The following is a 14,989-nucleotide window of genomic DNA, read 5'->3' on the forward strand; positions in this document are numbered from 1 at the left end:
GGCTCCGCCCGGTACTCCCCCGGGCGTAGACCGGGTGCCTTCGGCCGGACGACGACACCCGGCCGCCCGCTGACGACTCTTGGGGCATGGAACCTACGGAAGCGCCCCTCGCGGCACGGCGGAGTGAGATGTGGCGTGCCGCGCGAGGCAGCGAACGGCTCTGCTACGCGACCGGCGCCGCGCTCGTCGTCTCCGGCCTGGTGCATCTGGGGGTGTTCTTCGTCGACGGGGGCCCGTGGGAGGGGCCGGTCTCGTGGCGCAAGCCGTTCACGTTCGGGCTCTCCTTCGGCCTGACGCTGATCGCGGTCGCGTGGGTGACGTCGTACCTGCGCATGGGCGCGCGCCTCCGCGCCGTGCTGCTCGTCCTGTTCGCGGCCGACTGCGTCCTGGAGGTCGGCGGCATCACGCTCCAGGCGTGGCGCCGGGTGCCGTCGCACTTCAACATGGAGTCGCCCGTCAACACCGCGGTGTCCATGTCGCTCGCCGTCGGCGGCGCGCTGCTCGTGGTGATCCTCTCCGCGCTGGCCGTCATCTCCTTCACCCGACGGCCGGCCGGTCCGACGGGTATGCCGCTCGCGCTGCGGACGGGTTTCGCCATCCTGCTCGTCGGACTCCTCTCCGGCGCCGCGATGATCGCGCGCGGCGTCGTCCTGACCCGCACCGGCCACCAGGCCGCCGGCTACCGCAGCACCGCCTCCGTCAAGCCCCTGCACGGCGTCAGCCTGCACGCCATCCTGGTGCTGCCCGTGCTGGCACGGCTGTTGACGCTCACGTCCTGGAGCCCGCACGCGCGCTACCGGACGGTGCTCGCGGCGTCCGGCGGCTACGCGGCGGCCGTCGTCGGCGCGCTGGTGTGGGCGGTCCTCACCTACTGACCGGCCCGGGGCCGTTCGCGGGCGCCGGGGACGTCGGCAGATCGCGGGCCCGGCGCAGCGGCGAGAAGAGCAGGATCAGACCGGCGAGCGGCACCCCGGCCGTCGTGATCCACATGGCGGCGCGCAGACCGAGCACGGTACCCAGCGTGCCCCCGAGCAGCGCGCCCAGCGGGATCGTGCCGAAGTTGATGAACGAGGTGCTGGCGGAGAGCCGGCCGAGCAGTTCCGGCGGGCAGTAGCTCTGCTGGAAACTCGCCTTGAGGACATTGCCCGCCACCACCCCGGCGGAGACGCAGAACCCGCCCGCCACGTAGAGCAGCACTCCCGCGCCGCCGACGGTGAGCGGGATGAGCAGGGCGAACAGCGCGAAGCCCAGCTCGAACAGGAGCGTGGCGCGCGCCGTCCCGACCCGGGCGGCGACGCGCCGGGCGGCGAACGCCCCGGCGACCCCGCCGCTGCCGGCGGCCGCGATCAGCGCGCCGACCGTTCCGGAGCCCACGCCGATCTCCCGCACCAGGAAGACGACCAGGATCGACTGGAACCCCATCAGCGCGAGGTTGGACGTCGCGCCGAAGAGCGTCAGGGTACGGATCCAGGGGTCGCGGGTGGCCAGCCGGAGCCCTTCCCCGACCTCCTTGACCAGGGCACGCGGCGGGCGTTCGGCCCTGGCGACGATGGGTTCGCGGTGCCGGATGCCCGACAGGCAGAGCAACGAGACGAGGAACGTTCCGGCGTTGGCGAACATCCCGTTGACCGCGCCCGCCACCTGGGCGATCAGCCCGCCGGATCCGAGCCCGACGATCTGCGCCGCCGACGCGCTGCCGTGCAGCTTGGCGTTGCCCTCGGGCTGGTCGGCCGGGGCGAGGATGCTGGGGAGGTAAGCCGTGTACGCGGTCTGGAAGAAGACCATCGCCGTCCCCGTCAGCAGGGCGACGGCGAGCAGCAGGCCGACGCTCAGCACGCCGCACCAGACGGCGACCGGGACGCTGACGTAGAGCAGCAGGGAGACGGCCGCCGCGATCAGCATGATCGGGCGGCGGCGCATCCGGTCCACCCAGACGCCGACCGGGAGGCCGATGACCAGCCACGGCAGCCATGTGGCGGCCGTCAGCAGGCCGACCTGGAAGGTGGAGGCGTGCAGCGCGGTGACGGCGGCCAGCGGCATCGTCACCCCGGTGACGGAGGCGCCGAACTTGCCCGCCGTCTCGCCGCACCACAGCAGCCGGAAGTCACGGTGGCGGCGCAGCAGGCCGCCGCGCTCGTTGCCGGCGGGTATCTCGTCACCGCGCAACACCCGCTCTCCCGCGGCTCGATCCGGACCGGCGTCCGTGGCCGGGTCCGTGTCCGTCTCCGCGTCCGCGTTCACGAGTCACCCCGTTCCTTACGGGGGAACGACTGCAACTGGATGATGACGGGCAGCGCGTCCTCGCCGGGCTCCGCGTCGGGGTCCGGGGCGTGCCGGTCGATGACCGCCAGCAACTCCGCGCTCAGCGCCTCCAGTTGCGCGGGCGTCATCCGCAGGTCGGTCCGGTCGGAGAGGGTACCGACGCCCTCCCACGGGCCCTCCCAGTCGTCGGCGAGGTAGTCGGCGACCCGGGAGAACGTCTGCTGCACCACCTCGTGCATGTAGACGGAGAGCGCGCCCCGGGTGTCGGGGTCGTAGCGGAACTCCGTGCTGTTGAGCGTGCGCCGCTCGTTGACCGCCTGCCACCAGCGCTCGCGCTTGCTGCCCCGCCCGACGACCTCCTCGATGAAACCGTGCTCGGCGAGCTGGCGCAGGTGCCAGCTGACGGTGCCGGTGTTCTCGCCCAGCCGCTCGGCGAGGCGGGTGGAGGTGGCGGGCCCGTCCAGCTTCAGCAGTTCGAGCATCCGCATGCGCAGCGGGTGCGCCAGCCCGCGCAGGCTGCGGGCGTCGATGTGCCGGACGGCTTTCGCCGGATCGGGCTGCGGCGGGGGCGTGGGACGTGCGGAGTCATCGGCCATGTCGGCCACTCTAGACCGCAGAGACTTCTCTGCAAAGGAATATCTGCAGAGAACTCTCTGCTCCATGGCCTATCGATCGAGCGCCTGCAGGGCGAGCGGGTCCCCCGTCGTGGCGTCGAGCACGGTCCGGTCGCCCAGCGGGTGCGACAGCCGGAACTGCGCGGGCGTCATCCGCAGGGCCGCGTCGCACGCGCCTCCCCCCGGCACCTTCCAGGGCCCCACCCGACCGACGAGGACGACGGCGTTCCCCGTCTCGTAGACCCGGCCGGGCAGCACGTCGACGCACGTCCCGTGCGCCACCCGGGTCTTGAGGACGAGGCCGTCGGAGGAGATTCCGTTCCAGCTCACACCGGCGGCCAACCCCTTGATCTCGGGCGCGGGCCGGTCCGCCTGCGACCCCTCCGGCGGTTTGCCGGACGCCACGGCCGCGTAGACGAACGGCTGCGCGTAGCCCTCGATCGTGAACTCCCAGACGGGGACGGTGGCGCGGCCACGGCTCGTCATCAGCGTATGGGTGGCGGCCTTGGCCCCGGTCACCCGCAGCCGACGGTCACAGTCGGGGCCCTCGCAGCCGGCTTCGCCCCGCACCAGCCCGTCGAACACCTGACGAGCGCTCAGCAGCGGCAACGCGACCTTCGATCCGTCCGGCCACCTCACCGCCGTCCGCTGACCGTCCGGGGCGGGCGCCGGGAGTCGCGTGGCGAGGTCGAGGTGACCGCTCATGAACGCGACCTTGTCCCCGCCGCTGTGGAACGCGTCCGGCGGAAGCCACACTCCCTGGTCGAGCGGCCGGTACCCGTTGCGCCACGCGCGTTCCGCCGCCGAGCCCTTCCACGTCTTGGCCACCTCAGCCGCCCTCCGGGCAGCCGCCCCCTCCGGGCTCCCGGCCCCCTCGGCCACCGGGGACTCCTTGCCGGGGGATGTGTCGTGCGCGGTCCGTACCCCCTCGGTGCCGCACCCCGCGACGGCGAGCGACACACCTAACAGGACGGCGACGGATCTGGCGAGAGCGGCACGGCTGCGCATGACGGTTCCTCCCTGGACACGCCCCGGCGGCGTACCGCTTCGACGTGAGTGGGGTGACGGAGGTTCCGGGTACGGAGGTTCCGGGTACGGTGGGGCGGCATAAACGATCATGCGGTGACGACCGAGGGGCAGCTGACGATGGCGACGACGGACATCGAGACGGCAACGGACCTCACCTACGGTGCCGACCGCCAGCACATGGACGTCCATCGCCCCCCGTCCTCGCCCGCACCCGCCCCCGTGGTCCTGCTCTGGCATGGCCGCGGCGGCGCGGAACGGGACGTGCTCGCGCCGCTCGCCCGCGGCGCCGCGCGACTCGGCGTCCTCGTCCTCGTACCGGACTGGCGCCCCGACGCCCCGGACGGCGGCCGGACGCAGCTGGCCGAGTCGGTGGCGTTCGCCCGCGAGAACGCGGCGCGCTTCGGCGGGGATCCCGAGCGGATGGTGCTGGCGGGGTGGTCGCTGGGCGCCAACGCGGTGCTGGGCGTCGCCCTCGACCCCGCCGCGCTCGACGGCTGGCGGCCGCCGGCCGTCGTGGGCATCGCCGGCGGCTACCGGTTGCCGGCGCCGACCACCGGCACCGTCCCGATCGAGGTCGCTTCCCGGTCCGCTGCCCCGGCCCCGGACCCGGTGCCGCCGATCCCCGTCCATCTGGTGCACGGCACCGACGATCCGACGGTGGGCATCGAGCAGTCACGCGAGCTGCGGGACGCCCTGGCGGAGCGCGGCTGGCCGGTCCACCTGGACGAGCTCGCCACCGACCACGCCGGCGTCATCATGACCGCGTACGACCCGGCACGTCAGCGCTGCCTGCCCAGTACGGCACAGCACGCCGTCGACGCCGGAACGCACACCGCCCGGGTCATCGCCCGCGCGGCGGGAATCCCCGGCAACTGACCCGCCGCCGCGATCACGGCACCATCGTGAGCCCCGCGGCCCCGGCGCCCCGGCTGAGGACCATGCGGCGGATGTGGTCGCGGGCCCTGACGTAGTCGGCCCGGCCGGGGTTCTTCCGCAGGGCGTCGTTGAGGACCACGACGCGGAAGGGCGCTCCGAGGTCCATCAGCTGCGGAACGAACTCGGCCTTGCGCACCTCCCACCGCTGCCCGGCGGTCGCGGGCGGGGCGAACGTGAAGCGGGCGATGGACCCCATGTTGCCGCGCGCGTCCTGCTCGTTGTCGTAGTTGAACATCTCCCCGGCGACCTGGTCGCCCATCCCGTAGACGACCCAGGTGCCGTTGACCTTCTCGTACGCCTGGGGGATGTGGGCGTGGGTGCCGAGGATCAGATCGATGTCCGGCCGCCCGCCGGTCCGCGCGGCGGTCAGCTGCTTGCCGAGGGTCAGCTGCGTCTCGTCCGGGGCGTCCTGCCACTCGGTCCCCCAGTGCAGGCTGACCACCACCACGTCCGCCCCGGCCTTCCTGGCGGCCCGGGCGTCGGCGATGATCCGCTCCGGGTCGATGAGGTTGACGGCCCACGGCTGTCCGTCGGGCAGCGGGAACCCGTTGGTGTCGTAGGAGTAGGCGAGCTGCGCGACGGTGGCGCTGCCCGCCTTGAGCAGCGTCGGCGTGCGCGCCTCGGCGGCGGAGCGCGCCGAGCCGGCGTGCCGGACCCCGGCCGCGTCCATGGCGTCGAGCGTGTGCCGGATCCCGTCGGCACCGTCGTCGAGCGTGTGGTTGGAGGCGGTGGAACACGTGTCGTAGCCGGTGTCCTTGAGCGCCTGGGCGACCTGCGGCGGCGACTTGAACGTCGGATAGCCGGTGAAGGGGCCGCCCCTCCCGCCGTACACCGTCTCCATATGACAGATCGACAGATCCGCCGTGGAGACGACCGGCTGGACGCCCGCGAGCATCTTGTGGAAGTCGTACCCGGTCCCTCCGGCGTCCGCCTGGGCCTGCCGGATGATCGCGGCGTGCGGCAGGACGTCCCCGGAGGCGACGAGCGTGAACCCCGCCGGCTGCCGCACGGCGCCGGCCGACGGACTCGACGCGGGTCCGGACTGCGACCCGGCGACGGCACCGCCGCCGCAGGCAGTGAGAACAACGGTTCCGAGCAGGGCGACGGCTGCGGCCGGCGCTCGGTGGCGGGTGCGGTTCGACATCGGCGCGCTCCATGGTCGGGAAATCCGACTATCAGCCGATACCACTACCAGGACCACCGGACATCCGGCCCCGGCCGCCCCCGTCACCCCTGCGAGCGGGCGCCGTCAGCCCATCCGGGCTAACCGCCGGCGCCGGGCCAGTCCGCGTACCGGATCCGCGAGAGCTCCAGCACCTCCCCGAGCGCACCCCACTCGTCCTTCCCCAACCGCGTCAACGGCCGCAGCTTCCGCACCTCAGGATGCCCGTCGATCAGCACCGCCTCGGACACCGCGGCGTGCACGACCCGCCCGAACACCACGGTCGAATCCCCCATCCGCAGCGTGCTGTGCATCACGCACTCCAACGCCACCGGCGACGCCGCCACCCGCGGCGGCTTCACCCGCAGACTCGGCTCCCGGGCGATCCCCACCGCCTCGAACTCACTCACCCCGGCCGGAAAGTCCGTAGCCGTCGCATTGATCTGCTCGAACAGGTGCTCCGGCGCGAAGTTCACCACGAACTCCCCCGTCGCCTCCACGTTCCGCAACGAGTCCTTCCGCCCGACCGAGGTGAACTGCACCACCGGCGGACTGACACAGGACACGGTGAAGAAGCTGTGCGGCGCGAGATTCTCCGTCCCGTCCGCAGCGACGGTCGACACCCAGGCAATGGGCCGAGGCACCACCACCGAGGTCAGCAGCTTGTAGAAAGCTGCCCGATCAACATCCGCAGGATCAAAGTCAATACGCATGCCAGCCAGTATGTCCGGTGCCGGACACCGGGCCCGGAGGCGCACCGAATGCCCTGACCTGCGGCGACGTTCAAGGTGGGTTGCTGGACGGGGGCAGCCGCAGCTGGGTCCCCATCGAGGACCGGCCCGTCGTCGACGAGTTCGATGCCAACATCCCCACCCAGATCTCGGTGGAGCGCTGGGGATCACTGCGGATCTTCACCTGCCCCGCCGACTCGGCCCACCCGCACCGCGTCAGCCCGCAGTAGCGCGCGAATCGTCCGCTTCCGATCCGGTCGACTGCGGTGCGACGTTCCCGAGAAGACCAATCAGGCTCCGCCGTCGGTGCCTTCCGGCGAGGACACCGCCCGCCGCGTCGCGCGCAAGTAGGGACGTTCGGCCCGGTCGTCGGGACCGCGGGCCCCTACGGTCCTGGTCCGGGTGACGGCACATTGGGACCCGGCGCGGTGACCGCGTCACTCCTCCCCAGTCCCGGAAGGGATGGCCATCACCATGGCAGTCCACGAGCACCCGCAGCAGCGCGCCGGATTCCACCTGCCCTCACGCCACCGGGCCGGCCCCGCCGCGGTGTCCGGCGCCTCGCAGGCCCTGGCGGTCACGTCGACCGGTGCTCGGGTCGTCGCCGGGGTCCGGGTCCTGATCGGATTCGTCTTCGTGTGGGCTTTCCTCGACAAGGCGTTCGGCTGGGGTTACGCGACCGCCTCCGGCAAGGGGTGGGTCGACGGCGGCTCGCCGACGAAGGGCTTCCTCAGCGGGGTCGACGCGGGGCCCCTGCAGTCCACGTTCCACTCCTGGGCGGGTGCCGGCTGGGCGGACTGGCTGTTCATGCTCGGTCTGCTGAGTATCGGGGCGGCCCTGATGTCCGGTGTCGCGCTGCGGTTCGCCGCTGTCGCGGGCACGGCCATGATGGCGCTGATGTGGATGGCGGAGTGGCCGCCCGCGCGGCACGGGTCCGACGGCTCGCCGAGCATGTCCAGCAACCCGCTCGTCGACTACCACGTGCTGTACGCGGCCGTGATGATCGCACTCGCCGTCGTCTCCGCCGGCACCGTCTGGGGCCTGGGACGGGTCTGGGCGCGGCTGCCGGTGGTCCGCGACCACCGCTGGATGCTCTGACGCTCACCGGTGGGGCCGTTCGGCCCCACCGGGGGCCCTGCGGCCCTACCTCCGCCGCCCGGAAGCCGGGAGGTTGGACGTACATCTCCGAACAGAGGACTCCCCGCCATGTTCCCCACCATCACCGCCGGCCTGGACGGCTCCGCCGCGAGCTCGGACGCAGCGGACTGGGCAGCCGCCGAAGCGCGACGCCGCGGCCTGCCCCTCCGCCTCGTCCATGCCGCCGCACGGCAGCCCGACGCCGCCATTCCCCACACCCCGCTGGGCAGCCCCGGCCGCCAGCAGGAGCACTGGGGGGACCGCCTGCTCCGCGACGCCGAAGCGCGGATCCAGCTGCGCCACCCCGATCTGCGGATCGTCGGCGAACAGATCGCCAACGAGCCGGTGGCCGGGCTCCTCGGGGCCGCCGCCGACGCGGAGATGCTGGTCATCGGGTCCCAGGGGCTCAGCGCCTTCGCGAGCTTCCTGGTCGGCTCGGTCGCACTGGGGGTCGTCGGGCGCGCCACGCGGCCGGTGGTCCTGGTCCGGGCCGCACGGCCGGCCGGTGAACCGCCCCGGCCCTCGGCCCCGCCCGCAGCGTCGCCCCGTGATGTCGTGCTGGGCCTCGATCTGGACCGGCCGAGCGACGCGGTGATCGCGTTCGCGTTCGCGGCAGCCGCCGAGCGGCAGGCCGTGCTGCGCGTCATCCACGGCTGGTACCTCCCGGCCTACTACACCTTCGGCACCGAGGACATCCCCGCGAGCCAGGACGTGGGCGGGGAACTGGCCGAACAGAAGAAGACCGCACTGGCGGACGCCCTGCGCCCGTGGCGGGAGAAGTTCCCCGCCGTGGAGGTCACGGCGCAGGCGGTGATCGGCCGGGCCGCGCACCACCTGGTGGACTCCGCCCGCGGCACGGACCTGCTCGTCGTCGGCCGCCGCACCCGCACCTCACCGCTCGGCGGCCACATCGGCTCCGTCACCCACGCGGTACTGCACCACGCCGTCGCCCCCGTCGCCGTCGTCCCGCACGACTGAGCGCATCCGCCGGGCGACGATTCCCGTGCCGGGGATCGGCCTGGGATCGGCTCGCGCTCACAGCCCTGCAACGCACCTACCACCGCACGCGGCCGGAGAGGCCGGCCATGACTTATGGGCGGTATTGAGGAACGAACGATGCACCGACACAACGGATTCCGGGAGCTGGATCGCCAGGAGTGCCTGCGGCTGCTGTCGCTGGCGACGCTCGGGCGGGTCATCTACACCGAGGACGCCCTGCCCTCCATCCTGCCGGTGCACTTCCATCTGGACGCGGACGGCGCCGTGCTCTTCCAGGCGTCGGCTGCCTCGCACATGGCGCGTGCGGTGCAGGGGGCGGTGGTCGCCTTCGAAGCGGACCACTTCGACGAGGCCGGCCACACCGGCTGGAGCGTCGTGGTCACCGGCCGGGCGTCCGTGGTCACGAACCCGGTCCAGCAGGAGAGGTTGCGGTCGAACGGGCCGCGGCCCTGGCTGGAGACCGATGACGGCGTCTTCATCCGCATCGGTCCCGAACTCGTCGCGGGGCGCGTCGTGGACCGCAACGGATACGTTCCGTCGGAGCAGGTGCACGTGTCGCCCGCCGACATGCCGTAACGGCGGCCGCGACGGAGGGACCATCCGACCGGGGCCGGCTACCCCCTCGGTATCGGTGCGTGCCAGACGAGAGTGGTCCCGCCGCCCGGAGGGCGGGCCAACTCCATCCCGCCGCCCAGTTGCAGGGCGCGCTCCCGCAGGTTCGGCAGGCCGCTGCCGCTGCGTTCCGCCGGCAGGCCGACGCCGTTGTCGGTGATCGTGAGGACGACCTGCCGGCCGTCGGTCTCCAGGGCCACCTGAACCCGGGTGGCGTGCGCGTGCTTCGCGACGTTGGTCAGGGACTCCGCCAGCACCGCCAGCACCTGGTCGGCGACGTTCCGCGGCACCTGGGTGTCCAGCAGCCCCTCCAGGCGCACGCTGGGCGTGAAGCCGAGGACGGCGATGGCGTCGGAGGCACCCCGCACCGCGCGGGCCCGCAAGGTGTGTTCGGCACCGGTCTCGCGGGACCGCAGGCCGAAGATGGTCGACCGGATGATCTTGATGGTCTCGTCCAGGTCGTCGACGGCGCGCCGGACCCGTTCCGAGGCCTCGGGGTGCTCGATGAACCGGCCCGCGCTCTGCAACGTCATCCCGGTGGCGAACAGGCGCTGGATCGCAAGGTCGTGCAGGTCGCGGGCGATCCGGTCGCGGTCCTCCAGCAGTGCGATCTGCTCGGCGCCGGTACGGCGCTCGGCCAGCTCCATCGCGACCGCCGCCTGTCCGGCGAACCCCTGCAGCGGCTCGATCTCGTCCTCGAGGAACGCTGTCCCTCCGGACCGGCGGGCCAGCAGCAGCACTCCGCGCAGCCCGTCCCCGATCCCGATGGGAACCGCCACGGCGGCCCCCAGCCCCGCGATGCGGGGCACCTTGGCCGTCGTGCGCTCGTCAACGTTGATGTCCGCGCTGGTCAGGGACTTCCCTGCCGTGTAGGCCGCGCCCACCAGCGTCCCCTCGATCGGCATCGTCAGACCGCGGATCGCGGCCGCGTCCCGTCCGATGGCCAGCTCGATGCGCAGCATCCGCGGATCCGGGGCCGGGAGCGCGACGACGGCCACCTCCGCACCGGTGATCTCACGGGCGCGTCCGGCGATGAGGCTGATGACCGCGCTGCGCGGGCTGCCGGCCATGAGCGTGCGGGTGACCTCCGCGGTGGCCTGCAGCCACCGCTCACGCCGCCGGGACTCCTCGTACAGCCGGGCGTTGTCGATCGCCACACCGGCGGCCACCGCGAGCGTGGCCAGGACGGACTCGTCCTCCGCGTCGAACTGCCCGCCGCCGCGCTTCTCCGTCAGGTACAGGTTGCCGAAGACGAGGTCGCGCACCCGGATCGGCACGCCGAGGAAGGAGTCCATCGGCGGATGGTTCGGCGGAAAACCCTGCGACGCGGGGTGCTCCGCGATGCGCGGCAGCCGCAGGGGGTGCGGCTCACGGATCAGCAGGCCCAGGATGCCGTGGCCCGAGGGCTGCACACCGATCGCGGAGGTCTGCTCGGGCGTGAATCCGACGGTCAGGAACTCGGCCAGCCGCTCGCCGTCGGGACCGATCACCCCCAGCGCCGCGTATTCGGCCTTCACCAGCACGGCGGCCGCCTCGACGATGTTGCGCAGCACCTGCTCCAGATCCAGCTCGCGCCCGACGGAGAGGACCGCTTCCAGCAGGCTGCGCACTTGGTCCCGGGTGCCGCGTGCCACGTCCAGCCGGGACTGCAGCTCCTCCAGGAGTTCGTCGATCCGCATCTGCGGGGATTGAGCGAGACCCTCGTCGGCGTCAGCCACCTATATGCCTCCAGGTGCGTGGCGACAGGCCGGACACCTGCCTTTCCAGCTCTGCCACCGTACTCCCCAGGGCCTGCACGGCCCCCGCGGGCGCCGGCCGGATGTGCCGGCCCCCTGCTGGACGCGGGGTCGGGGGCCCTGGAAGTGTGCGGTGGCGGCGCCGCCATCGGTATCAGGGCCACCCGGCCCTGGCACCGCCGCACGGCCGGCGGCACACTGGCGGGTGAACGCGGTCCGGGACCTGTCCGTCGGACGGGGATCCCGGCGCGGGATTCAGGAGCTCTTGATGTCCGACGGCGACCATCCCGACCCCACGGCCGGGATCACGGTCTTTCTGCTCGACGACCACGAAGTGGTGCGCCGCGGCGTGCGCGACCTGCTGGACGACGAACCGGACATCACGGTGATCGGCGAGGCCGGGACCGTGGAGCACGCCCTCATCCGCGTCCCCGCCCTGCGCCCCCAGGTCGCCGTGCTGGACGTGCGGCTGCCGGACGGTGACGGCGTGACGGTCTGCCGCGAGCTGCGCTCCCGGATGCCCGACCTGGCCTGTCTGATGCTCACGTCCTTCGACGACGAGGAGGCGCTCCTCGACGCCATCATGGCCGGCGCCGCGGGGTTCGTGCTGAAGCAGATCCGCGGCTCCGACCTCGTCTCGGCCGTCCGCACCGTCGCGTCCGGGCAGTCCACGCTCGACCCCAGTGCCACCGCCAGGCTGATGGCCAACCTGCGCGGCGGGGCAGAACCGGCGCGGGAACTGGTGGCACTGCCCACCCTGACCGACCGGGAGCGGCAGATCCTGGCCCTGGTCGGCGAGGGTCTGACCAACCGGCAGATCGGACAGCGGCTCTTCCTCGCGGAGAAGACCGTCAAGAACCACATCTCACGGCTGCTCGCCAAGCTGGGAGTGGAACGGCGGGTCCAGGCCGCCGTGATCGCCACCCAGGCGCAGGACCGCCTGGACCGACCGGACCGCCTGGACCAGGAGGGCCGGCACGGGGCCGGACACCGACGGTGACCCCGTGACGCGGAGCAGGCCCGGACGGTCGGGGCGGTGACGGCCGCCCCGACGGGCGCCGGATTGCCCGTTCACCGGGGGTGCAGGGGCGTGAGGGCCGTTCGGCCCTGCGAATGTCCCTCATCGGCCCAAGAGGTGCGGTACTGCCGCACCCCAGGCTGAGGGCGACGCCGCCTCGGCGTCCGCGGAGGAGACGCACATGCCTGGCACCAGCTCAGCAACGCCCACCGACACCTACCTCGAGGCCGCCGAACTGGCCGCGCTGGACGCGCATTGGCGCGCTGCGAACTACCTGGCCGTCGGCCAGATCTACCTGATGGCCAACCCGCTGCTCGCCGAACCCCTGCTCCCGGAGCACATCAAACCCCGGCTGCTCGGCCACTGGGGCACCTCGCCCGGCCTGAACCTCGTCCACACCCACCTCAACCGGGTCGTCAAGGCACGTTCCCAGGACGCGCTGTGCGTGTGGGGGCCGGGCCACGGGGGGCCGGCGGTGCTGGCCAACTCCTGGCTGGAGGGCACCTACAGCCAGACGTATCCCGACATCGGCCGGGACACCGCGGGCATGGGCAAGCTCTTCCGGCAGTTCTCGTTCCCCGGCGGGGTCCCCAGCCACGTGGCCCCGGAGACCCCCGGATCGATCCACGAGGGCGGCGAGTTGGGCTACTCGCTCTCCCACGCCTACGGCGCCGCCCTGGACAACCCGAACCTGCTGGTCGCCTGCGTCATCGGCGACGGGGAGGCCGAGACGGGCCCGCTGGCGGCCTCATGGCACTCCAACAAGTTCCTCGACCCGGTGCACGACGGGGCGGTCCTGCCGATCCTCCACCTGAACGGCTACAAGATCGCCAACCCGGCCGTGCTGGCCCGGATCCCCGAGCCCGAACTCGACGACCTGCTGCACGGACTGGGCCACGAGCCGATCCACGTCACCGGGGACGACCCGGCGCAGGTGCACCATGCCATGGCCCGGGCGATGGACTCCGCCCTGGACCGCATCGCACTCATCCAGCGCACCGCCCGTGAGGAGGGCATCGGCGAACGCGCCCGGTGGCCGGTGATCGTCCTGCGCACCCCCAAGGGCTGGACGGGTCCGGCCGAGGTCGACGGGCTGCCGGTGGAGGGCACCTGGCGCGCGCACCAGGTGCCGCTGTCCGGCGTACGGGACAACCCCGAGCACCTGCGGCAGTTGGAGGAGTGGCTCAAGTCGTACCGCCCGGAGGAGCTGTTCGACGAGCACGGCCGCCCGCGCGACCAGGTGCTGGCGTGCGTGCCGGACGACGCACAGCGACTCGGCGCGAGCACGCACGCCAACGGCGGGCTGCTGCTGCGCGACCTGCCGCTCCCGGCCCTGGAGCGGTACGCCGTTCCCGTCGACAAGCCCGGCGCGAGTCTCCACGAGCCCACCCACGTCCTCGGCGACCTGCTGGAGACGATCATGGAGGCGACCTCGGACCGCCGTGACTTCCGCCTCGTCGGCCCCGACGAGACCGCGTCCAACCGCCTGCAGAGCGTCTACCGGGCGACCGGCAAGGCCTGGCAGGGCGAGACCCTGCCGGTCGACGAACACCTGGACCGGCACGGCCGGGTCATGGAGATCCTCTCCGAGCACACCTGCCAGGGGTGGCTGGAGGGGTACCTGCTGACCGGCCGGCACGGCCTGTTCTCCTGCTACGAGGCGTTCGTCCACATCGTCGACTCCATGGTCAACCAGCACATCAAGTGGCTGCGCGTCACCCGGCGGCTGCCGTGGCGCCGCCCCATCGCCTCGCTGAACTACCTGCTCACCTCCCACGTGTGGCGGCAGGACAACAACGGGTTCTCGCACCAGGACCCCGGCTTCATCGACCACGTCCTGAGCAAGAGCCCCGAAGTCGTGCGGGTCTACCTGCCGCCGGACACCAACACGCTGCTGGCGGTGGCCGACCACGTGCTGCGCAGCCGTGACTACGTCAACGTCGTGGTGGCCGGCAAGCAGCCCTGCTTCGACTGGCTCGCCCTGGACCAGGCCCGCGCGCACTGCGCCCGTGGCGCGGGTGTGTGGGAGTGGGCCGGCACCGAGGACGGCACCGGCGAACCCGATGTGGTGCTGGCGTGTGCGGGGGACGTGCCCACGCTGGAGGTCCTCGCCGCCGCGCAACTGCTGCGCGAGCACCTGCCGCACCTGCGGGTGCGGCTGGTGAACGTGGTCGACCTGGCCCGGCTGCTGCCGCAGGAGGAGCACCCGCACGGCATGCCCGACGCCGACTACGACGCCCTGTTCACGCGCGACCGGCCGGTCGTCTTCGCCTACCACGGCTACCCGTGGCTGATCCACCGGCTGGCCTACCGCCGGGCCGGACACGCGAACCTGCACGTGCGCGGCTACAAGGAGGAGGGCACCACCACCACGCCCTTCGACATGGTGGTCCGCAACGACCTCGACCGCTACCGCCTGGTCATGGACGTCATCGACCGGGTGCCGGGCCTCGCGGTCCGCGCCGCCCCCGTCCGCCAGGCCATGGAGGACATCCGGCTGCGCCACCACGCCTGGATCCGTGAACACGGGGTGGACCTGCCGGAGGTCGCGGACTGGACCTGGACCGGCTGACGACGACCGCGGCGATCAGCCGCACCGACCGGACGGCCCGGCGTCCGGATCAGCGCACGGCAGGGGGCGGATACCGCGATGCGGTATCCGCCCGCACGAAGTCCCCTTTCACGAAAGAGTTCATATTCTCATCGCAGAATAGATGCACCCGAGTCGCATTCCCACGTCACCCAAATGCCAT

The 14,989-nt window shown here is 72.5% G+C and carries 14 protein-coding genes; 8 read left to right on the forward strand and 6 right to left on the reverse strand.

All coding sequences use genetic code 11. The features are described 5' to 3' along the window. The first annotated feature begins 128 nt into the window (after positions 1 to 128). Positions 129 to 875, forward strand: coding sequence for a hypothetical protein (locus tag ABZ721_RS36220; RefSeq protein ID WP_358793069.1), 747 nt, complete (start codon positions 129 to 131; stop codon positions 873 to 875). Here the strand turns inward: ABZ721_RS36220 and ABZ721_RS36225 are convergent. The 3 genes from ABZ721_RS36225 to ABZ721_RS36235 form a co-directional block, all read right to left on the reverse strand. Beyond that, complete coding sequence (locus tag ABZ721_RS36225) at positions 865 to 2,169, reverse strand: MFS transporter (protein ID WP_358793070.1); 1,305 nt, start codon at positions 2,167 to 2,169, stop codon at positions 865 to 867. The genes ABZ721_RS36220 and ABZ721_RS36225 overlap by 11 nt on opposite strands. 68 nt (positions 2,170 to 2,237) lie before the next feature. Next, positions 2,238 to 2,858 carry a helix-turn-helix domain-containing protein gene (locus ABZ721_RS36230; RefSeq protein WP_358793046.1) on the reverse strand — a complete coding sequence of 207 codons (621 nt, stop codon included), beginning with the start codon at positions 2,856 to 2,858 and terminating at the stop codon, positions 2,238 to 2,240. Positions 2,859 to 2,927: 69 nt separating this feature from the next. Then, positions 2,928 to 3,704, reverse strand: a complete 777-nt coding sequence (locus ABZ721_RS36235; protein ID WP_358793047.1) for a hypothetical protein — start codon at positions 3,702 to 3,704, stop codon at positions 2,928 to 2,930. Between the two features lie 294 nt (positions 3,705 to 3,998). Here ABZ721_RS36235 and ABZ721_RS36240 point away from each other — a divergent pair, with 294 nt between their 5' ends. After that, positions 3,999 to 4,781: an alpha/beta hydrolase gene (locus ABZ721_RS36240; RefSeq protein ID WP_358793048.1), complete on the forward strand. Its 783-nt coding sequence runs from the start codon at positions 3,999 to 4,001 to the stop codon at positions 4,779 to 4,781. A gap of 13 nt (positions 4,782 to 4,794) precedes the next feature. On the opposite strand, the gene ABZ721_RS36245 is transcribed toward ABZ721_RS36240, so the two are convergent. Both ABZ721_RS36245 and ABZ721_RS36250 read right to left on the reverse strand, forming a co-directional pair. After that, the gene (locus tag ABZ721_RS36245; RefSeq protein ID WP_358793049.1) at positions 4,795 to 5,985 is read right to left on the reverse strand and encodes a CapA family protein; all 1,191 of its coding nucleotides are present in this window, start codon (positions 5,983 to 5,985) and stop codon (positions 4,795 to 4,797) included. 119 nt (positions 5,986 to 6,104) lie between these two features. Then, positions 6,105 to 6,716, reverse strand: a complete 612-nt coding sequence (locus ABZ721_RS36250) for a flavin reductase family protein (protein WP_358793050.1) — start codon at positions 6,714 to 6,716, stop codon at positions 6,105 to 6,107. Positions 6,717 to 6,796: 80 nt separating this feature from the next. Between ABZ721_RS36250 and ABZ721_RS36255 the strand changes: the two genes are divergently transcribed. From ABZ721_RS36255 to ABZ721_RS36270, 4 genes are all read left to right on the forward strand, one after another. After that, positions 6,797 to 6,964 carry a hypothetical protein gene (locus ABZ721_RS36255; RefSeq protein ID WP_358793051.1) on the forward strand — a complete coding sequence of 56 codons (168 nt, stop codon included), beginning with the start codon at positions 6,797 to 6,799 and terminating at the stop codon, positions 6,962 to 6,964. A 244-nt stretch (positions 6,965 to 7,208) separates the two neighbouring features. Beyond that, the gene (locus tag ABZ721_RS36260; RefSeq protein WP_358793052.1) at positions 7,209 to 7,832 is read left to right on the forward strand and encodes a hypothetical protein; all 624 of its coding nucleotides are present in this window, start codon (positions 7,209 to 7,211) and stop codon (positions 7,830 to 7,832) included. Between the two features lie 108 nt (positions 7,833 to 7,940). Next, positions 7,941 to 8,849 carry a universal stress protein gene (locus tag ABZ721_RS36265; RefSeq protein ID WP_358793053.1) on the forward strand — a complete coding sequence of 303 codons (909 nt, stop codon included), beginning with the start codon at positions 7,941 to 7,943 and terminating at the stop codon, positions 8,847 to 8,849. Positions 8,850 to 8,987: 138 nt separating this feature from the next. Further along, positions 8,988 to 9,446 carry a pyridoxamine 5'-phosphate oxidase family protein gene (locus ABZ721_RS36270; RefSeq protein WP_358793054.1) on the forward strand — a complete coding sequence of 153 codons (459 nt, stop codon included), beginning with the start codon at positions 8,988 to 8,990 and terminating at the stop codon, positions 9,444 to 9,446. A gap of 38 nt (positions 9,447 to 9,484) precedes the next feature. Here ABZ721_RS36270 and ABZ721_RS36275 read toward each other — a convergent pair whose 3' ends face one another. Then, entirely contained in the window at positions 9,485 to 11,161 is a 1,677-nt protein-coding gene (locus ABZ721_RS36275; protein WP_358793071.1) for a GAF domain-containing sensor histidine kinase, read from the reverse strand. Positions 11,162 to 11,486: 325 nt separating this feature from the next. Between ABZ721_RS36275 and ABZ721_RS36280 the strand changes: the two genes are divergently transcribed. Next, positions 11,487 to 12,218 (forward strand): response regulator transcription factor, encoded by a 732-nt coding sequence (locus tag ABZ721_RS36280; RefSeq protein WP_358793055.1) that lies wholly within the window; start codon positions 11,487 to 11,489, stop codon positions 12,216 to 12,218. Between the two features lie 199 nt (positions 12,219 to 12,417). Then, the gene (locus ABZ721_RS36285; protein WP_358793056.1) at positions 12,418 to 14,808 is read left to right on the forward strand and encodes a phosphoketolase family protein; all 2,391 of its coding nucleotides are present in this window, start codon (positions 12,418 to 12,420) and stop codon (positions 14,806 to 14,808) included. Positions 14,809 to 14,989: the final 181 nt, after the last annotated feature.

It is taken from the genome of Streptomyces sp. NPDC006733, assembly GCF_040636125.1.
GTDB lineage: Bacteria > Actinomycetota > Actinomycetes > Streptomycetales > Streptomycetaceae > Actinacidiphila.

Excerpts from the sequence above, each read along its gene's own strand:
- ABZ721_RS36220 (WP_358793069.1), top strand. The coding sequence starts at position 129 with ATGTGGCGTGCCGCGCGAGGCAGCGAACGGCTCTGCTACGCGACCGGC.
- ABZ721_RS36230 (WP_358793046.1), bottom strand. The coding sequence starts at position 2,858 with ATGGCCGATGACTCCGCACGTCCCACGCCCCCGCCGCAGCCCGATCCG.
- ABZ721_RS36245 (WP_358793049.1), bottom strand. The coding sequence starts at position 5,985 with ATGTCGAACCGCACCCGCCACCGAGCGCCGGCCGCAGCCGTCGCCCTG.
- ABZ721_RS36250 (WP_358793050.1), bottom strand. The coding sequence starts at position 6,716 with ATGCGTATTGACTTTGATCCTGCGGATGTTGATCGGGCAGCTTTCTAC.
- ABZ721_RS36260 (WP_358793052.1), top strand. The coding sequence starts at position 7,209 with ATGGCAGTCCACGAGCACCCGCAGCAGCGCGCCGGATTCCACCTGCCC.
- ABZ721_RS36265 (WP_358793053.1), top strand. The coding sequence starts at position 7,941 with ATGTTCCCCACCATCACCGCCGGCCTGGACGGCTCCGCCGCGAGCTCG.
- ABZ721_RS36270 (WP_358793054.1), top strand. The coding sequence starts at position 8,988 with ATGCACCGACACAACGGATTCCGGGAGCTGGATCGCCAGGAGTGCCTG.
- ABZ721_RS36275 (WP_358793071.1), bottom strand. The coding sequence starts at position 11,161 with ATGCGGATCGACGAACTCCTGGAGGAGCTGCAGTCCCGGCTGGACGTG.
- ABZ721_RS36280 (WP_358793055.1), top strand. The coding sequence starts at position 11,487 with ATGTCCGACGGCGACCATCCCGACCCCACGGCCGGGATCACGGTCTTT.
- ABZ721_RS36285 (WP_358793056.1), top strand. The coding sequence starts at position 12,418 with ATGCCTGGCACCAGCTCAGCAACGCCCACCGACACCTACCTCGAGGCC.